The sequence below is a fragment of the Qipengyuania sp. B-5 genome (genome assembly GCF_056857815.1).
On sequence record NZ_JBSXNU010000054.1, the window covers coordinates 227,187 to 241,732 of the forward strand.

The window sequence follows — 14,546 nt, forward strand, 5'->3', positions numbered from 1 at the left end:
AGGGCCGGCCAGCCGGGCAGGAGGCATGAGAGCCGTTTTCGGATGGCTGGGACGGACGGGACTGCTCTATCTCGTCCTCTGCCTTGCGTTTGCCTTCTACATCCTCGCCTGGCCGCGCATCGTGCCGCAATTCGGCAGCGACAGCCTGCGGCAGGACACCATGTCCGTTGCCCAGATCCGCGAGACTGTCTTGCAGGAACGCGAACAGCTTCAGTTGGAACTGACGCAGCGCGAGGCGGATATTCGGGCCATGGCCGTGGGGGCAATCGACCGGCGGCTGGTGCGGGCGCACCGCCAGCAGGAAGAAGTGCAGCGCGAGATCGAGGGGAGCAACGGGTTTCTCGACGCGGTCCGTCCTTCGCGCATTCTCGCTCTGCAGCGTGCGAAATTACGGGACGCGGCGCTCCAAGCCGAGATTGACGCACTCGAATCCGCTCGGAAGGCCAAGCTTGCCGGCTCGCTCATTACCAGGGCAGAGGCCGAGTTCGACCGCTATTCGAGAATTCCGACCGCCAATGCCGTGCGGGTATCCCACCGGCTTTGCGACAGCGCCGAGAAAGATCTGAAAGAGTTCGAACGGCGCAGCATGCTGGATCAGACCACGCGCGAGATTTTCCTGCGCGAACGGGAGGTGCTGGAGGCGACCCGCGACCGCCGCTGCGATGCGGCAGAAAGCCGCGAGACCCGGCGAAACGCAGGTCTTGCCGCCAGTCAAAAGCTCGCAAAGGCCCGCCGCGCCTACGAGGAAGCGCGCGAGTGGGACATGGCTGCCCTGCCCGACACGACGCTGGGTATGTCGGAAACGAGCCTGCGCGAAGTTCTGGTCGCCGCCGCATGGGCGTTGCTGGGTATATTGCTCCTGCCCTATCTGATCCGCACCCTTCTCTATTACGTCATCGCCCCCATCGCGCAGCGGCGGCAAGCAATCCGAATCTCGGTTCCGGGCATGAACAGCGTGGCGGTGAAACCGCCGCAAGAACAGTCGCGCGCCTCGATACCCGTCCGGCTCGGAGCAGGGGAGGAATTGCTGGTGCGGCAGGGCTTCCTGCAATCCAGCCCGGCGGATGCGAAACTGCGTACACGCGCCCTGCTCGACTGGAAGGCTCCGCTCGCCAGCCTTGCCAGCGGCATGGCCATGCTGACCCGCGTGCGCGACAGCGACACGACGACAGTGATCTCCGCCGATGACGATCCCTTCGCCGAAATCACCGCCATCGACCTGCCCCAAGGCGCGGCCATGGTGCTTCAGCCGCGCACGCTGGCCGCAGTGGTCCAGCCGCAGGATAGGCCGTTGCGGATCACCAGCCACTGGCGGCTCTTCAGCCTCAACGCATGGCTGACCCAGCAATTGCGCTTCCTCGTCTTCCACGGCCCTGCCCGGCTGATCGTCAAGGGCGGACGCGGCGTGCGGGTGGAGCCGGTCGACAGCGGCCGCCGCTTCGGGCAGGACCAGCTGGCGGGCTTTTCCGCCGACCTGTCCTATTCGGTCGCCCGCAACGAAACCTTCGTTCCCTATCTCCTCGGCCGTGAACCGCTGCTGCGGGACCGTATAGAAGGCGGAGAGGGCGTGCTGGTGCTGGAAGAAGCACCCTATGCGGGCCGCCGGAAAGGCATTCGCGGCGGGCTGGAAGGGTTGTTCGATGCCTTCCTGAAGGCCTTCGGCATCTAATGCGCATCCGGCAGTAATCGAAAGAAAAACCTGCCCTTGGGTTCGATTTTGATTTCTGAACGGGGCGTGACCCGAAGTTCAGAATGCATTCAATGGAGTCCTCCTAGAAAGTTCCCAATATTTCAGGAGATTTCGGGATGACCCTATCCATAATGAAGGCAGCTGGCCTCGCAGCGGCAACCACATTACTAGGCGCCTGCAGCATCGGTTCATATGGCGGACTGTCATTAGGCAGCGCAGGCTATTACGATGACGGATATTACGACGACGGCTACTATGGCTGGTACGACGATTACTATTATCCTGGCACCGGCTATTACGTTTATGACCGCGACCGGCGAGCGCACCGCTGGAATGCACGCCAGCAGCGTTACTGGATGGCACGCAGGGCCGCGATCCGCGACCAACGCCGCATCCGCGCCAACTGGAACCGCTGGGAACGCCGCGAAGCACGGCGCGAATATCGCCGCGACGCCAGACGGGATGCCAGGCGTGAATATCGCCGCGAATACCGACGCGATGCACGGCAGGAAGCAAGGCGCGAGGCCAGGCAGGAAGCAAGGCGCGAGGCCAGGCAGGTAGCCCGCCAGCAGGCTCGTCAGCGCGCCAGGCAACAGGCACGGCAGGAAGCGAGGCGTGAAGCCAGACGCGAAGCCATTCGCGATGCCCGTCGCGAAGCGCGCAGGGACAATCGCCGCGACGCGAGACGCGATGCACGCCGTGAAGACCGGCGCGAACGCCGCCGCGAGAGGCGCCGCGAACGCGACGATTGATTGCCGCCAGCACGCCAGGCAAAGGAACATAGCTCCTTTCGGGACGTCTCATTCCCGAAAGGAGCTTTTTCATGAAGATCACGAATTCGGGCAGCGCCACCTATGAGGGCCTCGGCAAGGACGGCAAGGGCCATGTCTCCACCGGATCGGGCGCACTCGCCGCCCAGCCTTACGGCTTCAACACCCGTTTCGAGGATGCACCGGGGACCAATCCGGAAGAACTGATCGCCGCCGCGCATGCCAGCTGCTTCACCATGGCGCTGAGCTTCAAGCTAGCCGAAGCCGGTTTCACCGACGGCCACGTGACCACCAGCGCGGAAGTGACGCTGGAAAAGGAGGATGGAGGCTTCACCGTGACCAGGTCGGCGCTTTCCACCAAGGGCAAGGTCGAAGGAATGGATCAGGCCAAGTTCGAGGAGCTGGCCGCCGACGCCAAGGCCAATTGCCCGATCTCCAAGCTGCTCAAGGCAGAGATTACCCTCGACACAAAGTTCGAGGGCTAGAAGCAGCTAGGACTGCGAAAGCCGCATCTTGCTATTCCACCAGGCGAATCTCGATCGGTTGATCGTTTCGTAGCACCGTCAGCCGCTGCGCCGACCGGGCCGGGCCCGCTTCCACCAACCACTGCGCCGTCTCGCAGTTGGATGCGCCGGTCGCAAGCGTCCGGTCGTCGATGGCCACCACCTTGTCTCCCAGTTTCAAGCCGGCCCGCTCTGCCAGCGAGCCGTGGTAAAGTTGTACGACGCGAACGTTCCCGGCGAGTTGCATCAGCGCATAGCCCGGATGCGGAGGAGGGGTATGGGGCCGTTCACGGGGATGGAGGATTATCCGCGCCTCCGAATAATCGAGCGTTACATCGTGCGTATCAAGGATGCCGAGCCCAACTAGAGAGGGAGGGGCGTTGCGCGTAGTTGCGCGGTGCCTTCCCAGCTCCGTCATTCCCATCCGCATGCCCTCGATCTCGAAGCGCAGCAGGTCAGTGTCGGCTCCCAGGCCAGCGGCTGACACGCCATGCGAACCGCGTCCCTCGCGCACGGTGCCAGGAATGATCGCACTTGCAACCCGAGCGTCCTGCATCACCTGGTCGAACAGAACGATGGTATCGGAATTGCCGGTGTCAAACAGGCCCTTGTCGGCAAATTCACCTATGGCGTAATCGAATACCGGGGCGTGCGGATAGCCGAAGTCGTGCAGCGGGACGACGATCGTATCTTCCGCCGCTGCAATCTCAGGCAAATCCGCGAGGCGTTCCGCGATCTGCAAGATCTGCCGTTCTGCATCGATGTGCCAGACACTGCCGGGGAATATTTCCGAGCCAATCACGCCTGCGTCTATGAAGCAACCGGCCGGATCGATGGCGCGAAAATCGCTTACCAGCACCGGCACGGAGCGGAACGTCACGCCGCCGATCGTCAACCTGTCGACGATGCCGATATCGGTCGTAACCTCCCGTCCGTTGGCGTCGCGCCCGGTGTTCGAGCCGATGATTACCAGATCGAGCTCGGCTGCCAGCTCGCGCGAGATCATGGTGGGAAACCCGGTGTCGAAAACAAAGCGGCGTTCGAGATCATTCATGGCTGCATTGATCGAGAACTTGCCCATGTGCGGAATGAGGGGCACTCTCGCGACCACTTCTTCCCGCTCGATCGCGATCGGTCTTTGTAAAACCGCCGCCGCCTCGGGTGTAATTTGCGCGTGCGTTTGCAGCGGCAGGAGCATTGCCGACAGCGGGAAAAGAATTGCAACCGCGAATGATTTCATGGTCCGGTCCCTTTCTGACAAAAGGCCGCACGGCATTGGAAACTTGCGGATGAACCGGGCTTAGCCCCACTCGGTCCTTTTCGGAATTTACAGCCAAACCCGACAGGTCGCCCCCGTCCCTTAGCAGCCATCCCCGCTCAGCGCGCTGGAGTCATGCAGTCTCAGCCTCTCTCATCACGGCAGACTCTTCCTCCACGATCAACCCTACTTGCTCCGGGAATACCGGCCACAGCAGTTGCTGGCCCAACGTGGTCGGCGGCAGGTTCTCCACGCCGTAACTTTCGGGATAGGTCCGTGTGATCTTTGCGGTGCCGAACAGTACATCCCAGAAGAACAGGAGGTTTCCGTAATTGCCCTTGTAATGGACCGCCGGATCGCTCGCGTGGCGGCCATGGTGCGCGTGGTGCGTGGCGGGGGTCGAAATGGTTCTTTCGACCAGCCACATCACCGGTGACAGCCACTTAACTGCGTAAAGCGGCCGGTCCCAGGCGATGTCCGAATGCGCGCCGGTGATGACCGCCAGCTTGACCACGATATAGCCCGCATAGACCCAGCCGAGGCCGAGGTAGATCAGCACGCCCGACAGCCAGATGCCCGGCATCATCATGTAGTAGAAGAGATTGTTCCGGTAGACGAGCCGCACGCTCATGTAGCGCGCGTTGTGGTGCGGCCGATGGAGATTGTAGAGCCACGGGAAGGTGTGTGCCGCGCGGTGCCACCAATATTGCATCATGTCATCGAGCAAGAGAAACAGCGCGATGGCGGCGAAGGCGTTCAGATCGGAAAGCGCGCCGGCATATTGCGGCGCGACCATTCCAGCGAACGCAGCGGAGAGGAACAGGATTGCCGGCTGGGTCAGGCCGAGCAGCACGACAATGCTGGCCGCCTCGACGATCCCGTCGTCACGGGTCTGCTCTGGCTTGGCGAACAGATTGCTGCGCCATAGCTCGAGCAACGCGAAGCCGAGATAGATGGCAAGGATGGCGATGGTCGATGCGGGCATGGTTCTCTCTCCCCGAGGCGAACTTGTCGATTTGCCTTCTAACCTTTACCGAAGCGCAAGAATGTCCAGAAATTTACATTTGAATGCGACTCGGCGATCGCTGGTCACGCCGATGCTGTTTTCGGCGCTCGATAACGGCTTGCAGGCGCATCTCGTCCGTATATCGCAACTGCGCGAATTTGCCGATGGACAGATCATCCAGCAGCGTGGCGATGCGGCCGACGGCTTCTGGCTGATCGAGGACGGGGCCGTGCGGGTCGGGCAATTCCTGCCCGATGGAGAGTTCCGTGCGGTCGCGCTGCTGGGCCCCGGCGATTCCTATGGTGAGCTGGCGGTATTTTCGGGCAAGCCGCGGATCGTCGATGCCATTGCGCGTGGGACCAGCCGGTTGCGGTTGATCGGCGCGCGCGCCTTCCTCGATGCGCTGGGCAATTACCCCGCGTCCAGCCGCGCGCTACTGGGCGCGATGTCGGAGCAGTTGCAGGATACGTTATCGCTGCTCGCCGGACTGCGGCACGGTACCAACCCGGCGCGGCTGGCCGGGCTGCTCGCCGCGATGGCAGGCGAAGGAGCGGGCGCGGCGGAGGTCACCATCACCCAGCAGGAACTGGCAGACCTCCTCGGCGTGACCCGCGCCACCGCCAACGCCGCCCTACGCGAATTGCAACGCCACCGGCTGATCGATCGCGGCTATGGCCGCATCCGGCTGCCCGACCGGACCGCATTGGCCGCTTTTGCCTTGCGCTAGTCCCAAGACTCCTCGCCGCCCTCCACGGTCAGGCTAAACAGGCTTTCGACCGGCTGGCCCAGCGCGGCTGCGAATTTCAGGGCGACTATGAGCGATGGCGAGAACACGCCGTTTTCCACCGTGTTCACCGTTTTGCGGCTGACGCCCATCGCCTCGGCAAGCTGCGCCTGCGTCCAGCCGCGCGCTTCGCGGAAATGGCGGATTCGGTTCTCAAGCGTCTCCGGCATGGGTCGCCACTTCGGCCATGCCATAGGCCACGAAGGCGCAGCCCAGGCCCATGCTGACGATGATGTTGGCCGCGCGCTGCGCATGGAGCGGTTCGAAAGGCGAGATCGCCCAGACGAGGAAGCCGGTGATCATTGCGGTCACGAAGCCTACCGTTATGCCGCGCTGGCGGTTGGCCCTCGTCACCTCGTCATTGGCAAGTTCGCGCGCGCGCCGCGGCAGGAACCAGCCGCCGCCGGTTAGCAGCAGCGCCAGCATGAGCAGCGCAAAAGCCAGCCAGACGAAGATCTGGACCAGCGAATCGCTGCCCCAGTCCCAGGCATAGAACGTCCCCTGTTGCATGGTGAGGACCAACAGGCCGAGGAAAGGCGCCATCAGCGCCCGCCCCCGTGCGAACTGTTCCGCCCGTTCGAAATCATCGGCCATCTCGTGTTCCTCCACATGATCTTAGTAACTCATGGGTTACATGTAACCTGCGGGTTACTCGGATGTCAAGACGGGGGGTTCGGCTCCACGGCCTCGCGCACCGGCTTTACGGGAATGCGCAGATAGGAGATGCCGTTCTCCTCCGCTTCCGGGAACTTGCCCGCGCGGATGTTCACCTGGACCGAGGGGAGCAGCAGGCGCGGGACGGCGAGGTCGGCGTCGCGCGTTTCGCGCATGGCGACGAATTCGTCCTCGCTGATGCCGTCATGGACGTGGACGCTATTGCGGCGCTGTTCGTCCACCGTGGTTTCCCAAGCGTAGGTGTCGCGGCCCGGCGCCTTGTAGTCGTGGCATAGGAACAGACGGGTCTCCCCGGGCAGTTCGAGCAGGCGGCGGATCGATTGATAGAGCTGGCGCGCATCGCCGCCGGGGAAGTCTGCCCGAGCGGTGCCATAGTCGGGCATGAAAAGCGTATCGCCCACGAAGACCGCATCGCCGATGTGATAGGCAACATCGGCCGGGGTGTGGCCGGGCACGTGCAATACCTCGACTTCCATCTCGCCGATCCGGAAGCGTTCGCCATCGGCAAACAAATGGTCGAAATCCGAACCGTCGGTCTTCAGATCGTCGAGCCCGAAAACCGGACGGAAGATCTTCTGCACCTTGCGAATATCCTCGCCGATACCGATCGCCGCGCCGGTCTTCGCCTTGATGAAGGGTGCGGCGGAAAGGTGATCGGCATGGGCGTGCGTTTCCAGCACCCAGTCGAGCGTGACGCCTTCTTCCTTCGCTGCATCGAGGATGGCTTCGGCCGAACGGATGTCCGCCTTGCCCACGGCGAGATCGAAATCGAGCACGGGATCGATCACAGCACCGCGCATGGTGGCCGCGTCCCATACGAGATAGCTCACCGTATTGGTGGGTTCGTCGAAGAAGGCGCGGATCAGGGGGGTGGTCATGAGAAGCTCCTTTCGCTTGCCCTTGACATATATTAGCTTAACCTTATTTAGCAAGAGCTAATGGCAAAGACATCTAACTTCCCCCCGATGGACCTCGCCAGGTTCGAGGCCAATGCCGGCACGGTGGCCGAGCTGCTCAAGGCACTCGGCAATACGCGGCGGCTGATGATCATGTGCAAGCTGGCCGAGCATGGCGAGATGCGCGTGGGCGAACTCGCCGAAGAGGTCGGCCTCGGCCAGTCGGCGCTGTCGCAGCATCTGGCGAAGTTGCGGGCGGAAGAACTGGTGGCTTTCCGGCGCGAGGCCCAGTCGCTGTGGTACCGGATCGCCGATCCGCGCTGCGAAACGCTGCTGGCCACGCTCCATCATCTTTATTGCGAGGAACCCGAAACATGAGCCTGCCGACCATTTCCCCCGTCAATGCCAGCGAGCTGGTACGCCGCGGCGCACGGCTGATCGACATTCGCGGCGCGGACGAATTCGCCCGCTCGCACGCCCGGGGCGCTGAGAGCCATCCGCTGGACACGCTCGGCCCCGTCACCGGCGAAGCGCCGGTTGTCTTCCTGTGCCGTTCGGGCATGCGCACCAGCGCCAATTCGGCAAAGCTGGCCGAATTGCGCGAAGGCGAGGCCTTCTGCCTCGAAGGCGGGCTCGATGCCTGGCGCGCGGCGGGCCTCCCGGTTGAAGAAGACCGGTCCGCTCCGCTGGAAATCATGCGGCAGGTGCAGATTACCGCCGGCCTGCTGGTGCTGGCGGGCGTGGCGCTGGGCTTCGCGGTAGCGCCTGCATGGTTCGGCCTGTCCGCCTTCGTCGGCGCAGGGCTGACGTTCGCCGGGGTGACAGGCTGGTGCGGCATGGCGAACCTGCTGGCGCTGATGCCTTGGAACCGCTCGGCAGCCTGATCGGGCAATGCCCTTTCCCGAATTCGTCCTGCCCGCGCTGCTATCGGGCGCGCTGATCGGCTTCGTGCTGGCGCTGGTGGGCGGCGGCGGGTCAATCCTGGCCGTGCCACTGCTGGTCTATTTCGTCGGCGTGGGCCAGCCGCACATGGCCATCGGCACGGCGGCAGTGGCAGTGGCGCTCAATGCGGCGACCGGCCTTGCCGGGCATGCCCGCGCCGGAAACGTGCGCTGGGCCTGCGCGGCCTCCTTCGCGCTGGCGGGCGTCATCGGCGCGGCGCTGGGCGCGGAGGCGGGCAAGGCCTTCGACGGAGATAAGCTGCTGGCGCTGTTCGGCCTGCTGATGGTGGTGGTGGGTGCACTGATGCTGCGAAAGCGCACCGGCGGCGAGAACCCCGATGTCCGCATGACCCGCGAAACCGCGCGCCCCCTGCTCGGCCGGATCATTCCAACCGGCCTCGGCGTGGGGCTGATGGCGGGCTTCTTCGGGATTGGCGGCGGGTTCCTGATCGTGCCCGGCCTCGTCTTCGCGACCGCCATGCCCATCTCGCTCGCCATCGGCAGTTCGCTGCTAGTGGTCACAGCGCTGGGCGCGACCACGACGGCATCCTACGCGCTGTCGGGCCTCGTCGACTGGGTGCTGATCGGCTGGATGCTGGCAGGCGGAATCGCGGGCACACTACTCGGCCGGATGGCGGGCAAGCGGCTGGCGGGGCGCAAGCGGATGCTCGAGATCGGGTTCGCCGTGATGGTGATCGCGATCGGGGTGGGGATCGTTGCCGAAGGCGTGGCCAAGCTGGCCTAGCGCGCCTCTATCGGCGGGGGATTTGCACACACCCCGCCCTCCTCGTCCTCTCCGCCGAGCTGGGTGAGGACCAGCACGCCGCCGACCACCAGCAGCACGAAAACGGTCGTCACCGTTCCGAGATAGTTGTCGATGAAGCGCTTGATCGGGGCGCCGAACACGCGGAACAGGATTCCCACCGTCATGAAGATCAGCGAGCGGCCCACGATGCTGGAAAGCACGAAGGTTGCGAGGTTCATGCCGATGAAGCCGGCGGTGATCGTCAGCAGCTTGAAAGGCACCGGCGTGGCGCCCGCAATCAGGATCGCTTCGAAATCATATTCGCGCAAATGGCAGGCGGCGACGGGGAAGGCCTCGGTCAGGCCGAGCGCGCCGATCAGCCAGACGCCGATCGTGTCGTAAAGCCCCCAGCCGATCGCATAGCCGAGCAATCCGCCCGCGACCGAGGCGGCGGTGCAGACCGCGGCGAACTTCACCGCCTTCTTTGGCTCGGCCAGGCACATCAGCCCCAGCAGCGGGTGCGGCGGGATCGGGAAGAAGGAGGATTCGACGAAACTGAAGAACGCCAGCCACCAGATGGCGTGCGGGTGCGAGCTCTTCTCCATCGTCCATTCGTAGAGCCCGCGCAGCGGCTTCATGATCATGTCAGGGGGTATCCTCGCGTCCCGATGGGCGCGGGGTTAGGCGAGCGCGGTGACGGGGGAAAGCCCCTTTTTGCCGTTCACCACCAGCGGCTTCGCCTGCGGTACCTTTCCCTGCGCTTGCGGCGCAGGGCGGCGATCATGATGCCGATGCCCACGGCCATTATGGCAATGATTATGTAGGCGAGAATCATGCGGGTTTCCATGCGGGCGCGTCCCTGCTCTGCTGCGACTTACCTCATCTACGCACCGCAAGCTGCATCGGAGCTGTCCGGGGGATCGCGCTTCGCCAGGCGGTGCGGGTTTCGCGACGGGATGCGCGCGAGCCGGTAGGAGCTATCGAGCTAATAACCTACTTGGCACTTTTTAATTGACATCATCACGCTGTTCCGGCACAAATAAGGAACATCGCGATAGTGCATCACGAACGGGCGGGGCCAAATGGCCGTCGCCCTTTTTCGTGTCCGCCGTCGGCAGCAGAAGGAGCAGAGGACATGAAGGAAGGACCGGCGCAAGGACAAGGACGAAACCCCCGCATGGGCCGAACCCTTCCTCGCCGCCCTGCCCGCCGGGATGGGCGTCCGCGCGGCGGCGCGCGAGGTGGGCGTGGCAAGTTCCACCCCCTATCACCTCCGCCGCCGGAACGTGCCCTTCCGCAAGGCGTGGGAGAAGATCCAGCCGGTCGACGACCGCCGCAAGAGAAAGGCCGGACCGCGCGCCCTGCGACAGGCCTCCCGGCTCACCCGATTTCTCGAGGAGCTGGCGCGAACTTCCAATGTCGCGGCGGCAGCCGAGGCGGCCGAGGTCGGTCTGGGCCGGGTGTACCGCCTGCGCCGCGAGGATCCCGATTTCGCGCGCCGGTGGTATGCCGCGCTGGCGGAAGGGTACGACAATCTGGAGATGGAGCTGCTCCACCGCCTGCGCAGCGGCGAGAGCGCGGACAGCCAGAAATTCGACACCGCCACCGCGCTGCGCTGCCTGACCGCGCACGGCGAGAATGTCGCCCGCGAAAAGGCGCGGCGCAGGCTGGCCGAAGAGGTCACCACCATCGCCACGATCAATGCCAAGATCGATGCCATGCGCGCCCATGCGAAACAGAGCGATGCCGCGGTCCGCAAGGCACGGCAGGCCAGATCGGCGCAGGCGAAGAAGGCGTCCGGTCCCCATGACGCATGAACCGCGAGTCCCCTCTCGCGGAAGCTGGCTGCGGCGCCCCGGCCCCGAGGCCGATGCAGAACGCGAGGAACTGGCCCGCCAGCTTGCCCCGCACGAACTTGCCGCGCTGGGCAGCTATTACTGGGAAGGCTGGGCGCGCGATGCGCAGCTTCCCCCGCCCGAGAACCGGAAAAGCCCCTGGCGCACCTGGCTGATCTGTGCCGGGCGCGGCTTCGGCAAGACGCGTGCGGGCGCCGAATGGGTGCGCGGCGTGGCCCGGGCGAACCCGGCGGGGCGGATCGCGCTGGTCGGGGCGAACCTTGCCGAGGTGCGCAACGTGATGGTCGAGGGCGACAGCGGCGTGGTCGCCGCCGCACCCGGCGCGCTGGCCCCGGTGTACGAACCTTCGCTGCGCCGGCTGACGTGGGAAAACGGCGCGATCGCCTGGCTCTATTCGGCAGGCGAGCCCGAGATGCTGCGCGGGCCGCAGCACAGCCATGCGTGGTGCGACGAGATCGCCAAATGGGACAATTCCAGCCAGCGTGCCATGGCGGCGTGGAACAATTTGCAGCTGACCATGCGGCTGGGGGACGGCCCGCGCGTGCTCGCCACCACCACCCCGCGCCGCACCGAACTGATTCGCAAGATCCTGGCCGAAGCGGAGGCGGGCAAGGTGGCGCTGGCCACGGGCCGCACGCTCGACAACCGCGAGGTGCTGCCCGCCGACTATTTCGCCGCCATGATCGAACAGTTCGAAGCCACCGCCTTCGGGCGGCAGGAACTCGATGGCGAGATGGTCGACGCGCTCGAAGGCGCGCTGTGGAACCGCACGCTGCTCGACCGGTGCCGCCACGAGGGGGCGATCCCGCCCGCGCGGCGCGTGGTGGTGGCGGTCGATCCGCCAGCGGGGCGAATTACCGGCGCATCCGCCGGTAATGGCAGGGGCGATGCCTGCGGGATCGTGGTCGCCATGCTCGGCGCGGACGGCGAGGCCTATGTACGCGCCGATTGCACGGTGGAGAGCGTCACGCCCGAGACATGGGCCCGCGCCGTGGCGCAGGCTGCCCGCGCCTGGAACGCCGACCGCGTGGTGGCCGAGTCCAACCAGGGCGGCGCAATGGTCGAAAGCGTACTGCGCGCCGCCGACATTTCGCTGCCGCTCAAACTGGTCCACGCCAGCCGGGGCAAGATGGCGCGCGCCGAGCCCGTCGCCGCGCTCTACGAAGCGGGGCGGGTGAAGCACGCAGGCCTGTTCGCCGCGCTGGAGGACCAGCTGTGCGGGTTGATGACGGGCGGAGGTTACGAGGGGCCGGGGCGGTCGCCAGACAGGGCCGATGCGCTGGTGTGGGCGCTGAGCGAGCTGATGCTGGCGAAGAAGCCGGAGCCGCGGGTGTCGTTGGTTTGAATGGTGACTATTCGAACGAATAGGAAGGATAGCCTTCGACTTCCCAGATCAACTTTTTCTCGAATATTTTCTCAACGAAGAATGTCGACGGGATTTCGGGGAAAAGGCGACAGGTTTCTTTGCGCCCTACGAACTTGAGTGACCAGAGACGCGCATGCGTTTTTGAACCCGGCGGCGCTTCCACGCCCTTCTTGAACGCGAGGTTCGGCGGAAGATAGTCCGGGAATGCTTCCTCAGGTGCAGGTTCGCGTCCTTCGAAAAACGCGTTCCATTCGAAGTCCGTGGCCCAAGAGCCTTCAATGATCATCGGTTCGGAGTGTGGAACGCACGCATACCACATGGCTTCGAACTCCTCGTCGCTTCCCGTCGAGGAATAACGGTCATAGCAATCGTCGAACTGCGCCCTAGCAACTTCGCAATCCTGAGGCGGAGCTTCGACCTGACTGGCGCACGCTTGCAATAGTACCACCGTCAAGAAAGCCACGCCCACCCGCATGGCCGATGTTTAACGCAAATCCAGAGGCGAGCAAACGCCTTCACAGCAATCGGAGAGTCCCGTGTTGGGAACTGAACCGGTGTCCGGGGCGGCCTACCTCGTCGCCGAGAGCAGGGCCGGGGAATTCCTCGGCATGGACGGAATGAGAGCCGGCTGGGACGGTCAGCAATGGACTTTCGTGGCGCCTGCAGCGGGGATGATGATCCGCGACATATCTTCCGGAACCTTCGTCCGCTATTCGGACAGCTGGGAGCGGCTGATCGCTCCCGCCGATCCTTCGGGTGGCACAAATGTCGACGAACAGGCGCGCGCTGCAATTTCCAATCTGATTATCGTTTTGGAAAATTTTGGCATGTTTTCCTGAACGGCTGGGAACCAGGGCATACTGGCTGCGTTTGCACCACGTTATCTGGAGGGAAGTTCAACCCGGATATCTCTGAAATCAGTAGGGAATTGCGACATTCTTGCAACAGTTCCCAACCAATGCCCGCTTGCCACTGGGATGAGGCAAAGATAGATAAGCTTCACTCGGTGGCTCCAATTCGCAAAAAGGGGAAATAAATAATGCGGAAACTAGTCATAGGATTGGCGATGGCCTCTACGGCCATAGCATCGCCTGCCCTCGCAAGAGACAACTCGTGGTACATCGGTGGCGAATTCGGCCCGATGCTTGCCGAAGATATGGATCTGACCGCAACCGATGACAGCGCCGGAGCACCGGCTATCGGCATCGATTACGAATACGGTTTTGATGGCGGCGGCTACGTCGGTTACGATTTCGGCGCTTTCCGTCTGGAAGCAGAAGTCAGCTATCGCGAAGCCGATCACGACACCATTCAGCTCGGCAGCGTCGGCTCGTTCGATGCCGACGGTTCGACCAACTCGCTCGCATTCATGCTGAACGGCATGTTCGACTTCGGACCCGATGACGGTCTGCAGGGTTATGCCGGTGGTGGTATCGGCGTTGCACGTACCAGCCTCGACGGTGGCGTAAGTCAAACCCAGTTCATCGACGATTCGTCGAGCGATCTGGCTTGGCAGCTCATCGCCGGTGTTCGCGCTCCGCTGACCGACAATCTCGACGTTGGCCTGCGTTATCGCATGTTCACTGCCGAAGATGTTCGCCTGGTCGACAGCTTCGGTGACGAGCGTGAAGACAGCTGGCGCACCCACTCGCTGATGGGTACGCTGACCTATAACTTCGGCGCGCCTGCTGCGGTCGCTCCTCCGCCCCCGCCGCCTCCGCCGCCCCCGCCGCCTCCGCCGCCCCCGCCGCCTCCGCCGCCGCCGGCTCCGGTTTGCGAGCAGGGCCCGTACATCGTCTTCTTCAACTGGGACGAATCGGACATCACGCCAGAAGCAGCGACCATCCTCGACAACGCAGTCTCGGCTTACGCCAACTGCGGCACCGCTTCGGTCATGCTCGCCGGTCACACCGACACCTCGGGTTCGGCGCAGTACAACATGGGCCTCGCCGAACGTCGTAACGCTTCGGTCCGCGACTACCTCACCGCTCGCGGTGTCCCCGGTGGCCGCATCAGCAGCGAAGCCTTCGGTGAAACGCAGCTCCGCGTTCCGACC

General features: G+C 64.0%; 19 protein-coding genes. 11 read left to right on the top strand and 8 right to left on the bottom strand.

Annotation, left to right across the window (positions count from 1 at the left end; all coding sequences use genetic code 11):
• The first annotated feature begins 25 nt into the window (after positions 1-25).
• The 3 genes from AC13CE_RS14725 (at position 26) to AC13CE_RS14735 (ending at position 2,945) form a co-directional block, all read left to right on the top strand.
• Positions 26-1,669, top strand: a complete 1,644-nt coding sequence (locus tag AC13CE_RS14725) for a hypothetical protein (RefSeq protein WP_482972871.1) — start codon at positions 26-28, stop codon at positions 1,667-1,669.
• 137 nt (positions 1,670-1,806) lie between these two features.
• Entirely contained in the window at positions 1,807-2,442 is a 636-nt protein-coding gene (locus tag AC13CE_RS14730) for a hypothetical protein (RefSeq protein WP_482972872.1), read from the top strand.
• Positions 2,443-2,513: 71 nt separating this feature from the next.
• Positions 2,514-2,945, top strand: a complete 432-nt coding sequence (locus AC13CE_RS14735) for an OsmC family protein (RefSeq protein WP_482972873.1) — start codon at positions 2,514-2,516, stop codon at positions 2,943-2,945.
• 31 nt (positions 2,946-2,976) lie between these two features.
• Here AC13CE_RS14735 and AC13CE_RS14740 read toward each other — a convergent pair whose 3' ends face one another.
• The gene (locus AC13CE_RS14740; protein WP_482972874.1) at positions 2,977-4,203 is read right to left on the bottom strand and encodes a retropepsin-like aspartic protease; all 1,227 of its coding nucleotides are present in this window, start codon (positions 4,201-4,203) and stop codon (positions 2,977-2,979) included.
• A 151-nt stretch (positions 4,204-4,354) separates the two neighbouring features.
• On the bottom strand, positions 4,355-5,206 hold the full coding sequence (locus AC13CE_RS14745) for a sterol desaturase family protein (RefSeq protein WP_482972875.1): 852 nt from the start codon (positions 5,204-5,206) through the stop codon (positions 4,355-4,357).
• Positions 5,207-5,285: 79 nt separating this feature from the next.
• Between AC13CE_RS14745 and AC13CE_RS14750 the strand changes: the two genes are divergently transcribed.
• Complete coding sequence (locus AC13CE_RS14750; RefSeq protein ID WP_482972876.1) at positions 5,286-5,954, top strand: Crp/Fnr family transcriptional regulator; 669 nt, start codon at positions 5,286-5,288, stop codon at positions 5,952-5,954.
• Here AC13CE_RS14750 and AC13CE_RS14755 read toward each other — a convergent pair.
• From AC13CE_RS14755 to AC13CE_RS14765, 3 genes are all read right to left on the bottom strand, one after another.
• Positions 5,951-6,181 carry a helix-turn-helix transcriptional regulator gene (locus tag AC13CE_RS14755; RefSeq protein WP_482972877.1) on the bottom strand — a complete coding sequence of 77 codons (231 nt, stop codon included), beginning with the start codon at positions 6,179-6,181 and terminating at the stop codon, positions 5,951-5,953. The two genes, AC13CE_RS14750 and AC13CE_RS14755, sit on opposite strands and share 4 nt — an antisense overlap.
• Positions 6,165-6,605 carry a hypothetical protein gene (locus tag AC13CE_RS14760; RefSeq protein ID WP_482972878.1) on the bottom strand — a complete coding sequence of 147 codons (441 nt, stop codon included), beginning with the start codon at positions 6,603-6,605 and terminating at the stop codon, positions 6,165-6,167. Before AC13CE_RS14760 ends, AC13CE_RS14755 begins: the two co-directional genes overlap by 17 nt.
• A 65-nt stretch (positions 6,606-6,670) precedes the next feature.
• Entirely contained in the window at positions 6,671-7,564 is an 894-nt protein-coding gene (locus AC13CE_RS14765) for an MBL fold metallo-hydrolase (protein WP_482972879.1), read from the bottom strand.
• A gap of 60 nt (positions 7,565-7,624) precedes the next feature.
• Here AC13CE_RS14765 and AC13CE_RS14770 point away from each other — a divergent pair, with 60 nt between their 5' ends.
• Genes AC13CE_RS14770 through AC13CE_RS14780 form a run of 3 tightly spaced genes read left to right on the top strand, consistent with a single transcriptional unit; the run spans position 7,625 to position 9,268 of the window.
• On the top strand, positions 7,625-7,960 hold the full coding sequence (locus tag AC13CE_RS14770; protein WP_482972880.1) for an ArsR/SmtB family transcription factor: 336 nt from the start codon (positions 7,625-7,627) through the stop codon (positions 7,958-7,960).
• Entirely contained in the window at positions 7,957-8,466 is a 510-nt protein-coding gene (locus tag AC13CE_RS14775; protein WP_482972881.1) for a rhodanese family protein, read from the top strand. Before AC13CE_RS14770 ends, AC13CE_RS14775 begins: the two co-directional genes overlap by 4 nt.
• Before the next feature lie 7 nt (positions 8,467-8,473).
• Positions 8,474-9,268, top strand: a complete 795-nt coding sequence (locus AC13CE_RS14780) for a sulfite exporter TauE/SafE family protein (RefSeq protein ID WP_482972882.1) — start codon at positions 8,474-8,476, stop codon at positions 9,266-9,268.
• On the opposite strand, the gene AC13CE_RS14785 is transcribed toward AC13CE_RS14780, so the two are convergent.
• Both AC13CE_RS14785 and AC13CE_RS14790 read right to left on the bottom strand, forming a co-directional pair.
• Positions 9,265-9,912, bottom strand: a complete 648-nt coding sequence (locus tag AC13CE_RS14785; RefSeq protein WP_221538299.1) for a YqaA family protein — start codon at positions 9,910-9,912, stop codon at positions 9,265-9,267. The genes AC13CE_RS14780 and AC13CE_RS14785 overlap by 4 nt on opposite strands.
• Positions 9,913-9,989: 77 nt before the next feature.
• A complete protein-coding gene (locus AC13CE_RS14790; RefSeq protein ID WP_482972883.1) occupies positions 9,990-10,115 on the bottom strand; it encodes a hypothetical protein in 126 nt (41 codons plus the stop codon).
• A 400-nt stretch (positions 10,116-10,515) separates the two neighbouring features.
• Between AC13CE_RS14790 and AC13CE_RS14795 the strand changes: the two genes are divergently transcribed.
• The gene (locus AC13CE_RS14795) at positions 10,516-11,085 is read left to right on the top strand and encodes a hypothetical protein (protein WP_482972884.1); all 570 of its coding nucleotides are present in this window, start codon (positions 10,516-10,518) and stop codon (positions 11,083-11,085) included.
• Positions 11,075-12,469 (top strand): DNA-packaging protein, encoded by a 1,395-nt coding sequence (locus AC13CE_RS14800; protein ID WP_482972892.1) that lies wholly within the window; start codon positions 11,075-11,077, stop codon positions 12,467-12,469. Before AC13CE_RS14795 ends, AC13CE_RS14800 begins: the two co-directional genes overlap by 11 nt.
• 7 nt (positions 12,470-12,476) lie before the next feature.
• On the opposite strand, the gene AC13CE_RS14805 is transcribed toward AC13CE_RS14800, so the two are convergent.
• Positions 12,477-12,953, bottom strand: coding sequence for a hypothetical protein (locus tag AC13CE_RS14805; RefSeq protein WP_482972885.1), 477 nt, complete (start codon positions 12,951-12,953; stop codon positions 12,477-12,479).
• Between the two features lie 73 nt (positions 12,954-13,026).
• Between AC13CE_RS14805 and AC13CE_RS14810 the strand changes: the two genes are divergently transcribed.
• Together AC13CE_RS14810 and AC13CE_RS14815 are read left to right on the top strand one after the other, a co-directional pair.
• On the top strand, positions 13,027-13,329 hold the full coding sequence (locus AC13CE_RS14810; RefSeq protein WP_482972886.1) for a DUF2793 domain-containing protein: 303 nt from the start codon (positions 13,027-13,029) through the stop codon (positions 13,327-13,329).
• Between the two features lie 200 nt (positions 13,330-13,529).
• Positions 13,530-14,546: OmpA family protein (locus AC13CE_RS14815; RefSeq protein ID WP_482972887.1), on the top strand; the 1,017-nt coding region annotated here is incomplete at its 3' end.

Excerpts from the sequence above, each read along its gene's own strand:
- AC13CE_RS14725 (WP_482972871.1), top strand. The coding sequence starts at position 26 with ATGAGAGCCGTTTTCGGATGGCTGGGACGGACGGGACTGCTCTATCTC.
- AC13CE_RS14730 (WP_482972872.1), top strand. The coding sequence starts at position 1,807 with ATGACCCTATCCATAATGAAGGCAGCTGGCCTCGCAGCGGCAACCACA.
- AC13CE_RS14735 (WP_482972873.1), top strand. The coding sequence starts at position 2,514 with ATGAAGATCACGAATTCGGGCAGCGCCACCTATGAGGGCCTCGGCAAG.
- AC13CE_RS14740 (WP_482972874.1), bottom strand. The coding sequence starts at position 4,203 with ATGAAATCATTCGCGGTTGCAATTCTTTTCCCGCTGTCGGCAATGCTC.
- AC13CE_RS14745 (WP_482972875.1), bottom strand. The coding sequence starts at position 5,206 with ATGCCCGCATCGACCATCGCCATCCTTGCCATCTATCTCGGCTTCGCG.
- AC13CE_RS14755 (WP_482972877.1), bottom strand. The coding sequence starts at position 6,181 with ATGCCGGAGACGCTTGAGAACCGAATCCGCCATTTCCGCGAAGCGCGC.
- AC13CE_RS14760 (WP_482972878.1), bottom strand. The coding sequence starts at position 6,605 with ATGGCCGATGATTTCGAACGGGCGGAACAGTTCGCACGGGGGCGGGCG.
- AC13CE_RS14765 (WP_482972879.1), bottom strand. The coding sequence starts at position 7,564 with ATGACCACCCCCCTGATCCGCGCCTTCTTCGACGAACCCACCAATACG.
- AC13CE_RS14770 (WP_482972880.1), top strand. The coding sequence starts at position 7,625 with ATGGCAAAGACATCTAACTTCCCCCCGATGGACCTCGCCAGGTTCGAG.
- AC13CE_RS14775 (WP_482972881.1), top strand. The coding sequence starts at position 7,957 with ATGAGCCTGCCGACCATTTCCCCCGTCAATGCCAGCGAGCTGGTACGC.
- AC13CE_RS14780 (WP_482972882.1), top strand. The coding sequence starts at position 8,474 with ATGCCCTTTCCCGAATTCGTCCTGCCCGCGCTGCTATCGGGCGCGCTG.
- AC13CE_RS14785 (WP_221538299.1), bottom strand. The coding sequence starts at position 9,912 with ATGATCATGAAGCCGCTGCGCGGGCTCTACGAATGGACGATGGAGAAG.
- AC13CE_RS14790 (WP_482972883.1), bottom strand. The coding sequence starts at position 10,115 with ATGGAAACCCGCATGATTCTCGCCTACATAATCATTGCCATAATGGCC.
- AC13CE_RS14800 (WP_482972892.1), top strand. The coding sequence starts at position 11,075 with ATGACGCATGAACCGCGAGTCCCCTCTCGCGGAAGCTGGCTGCGGCGC.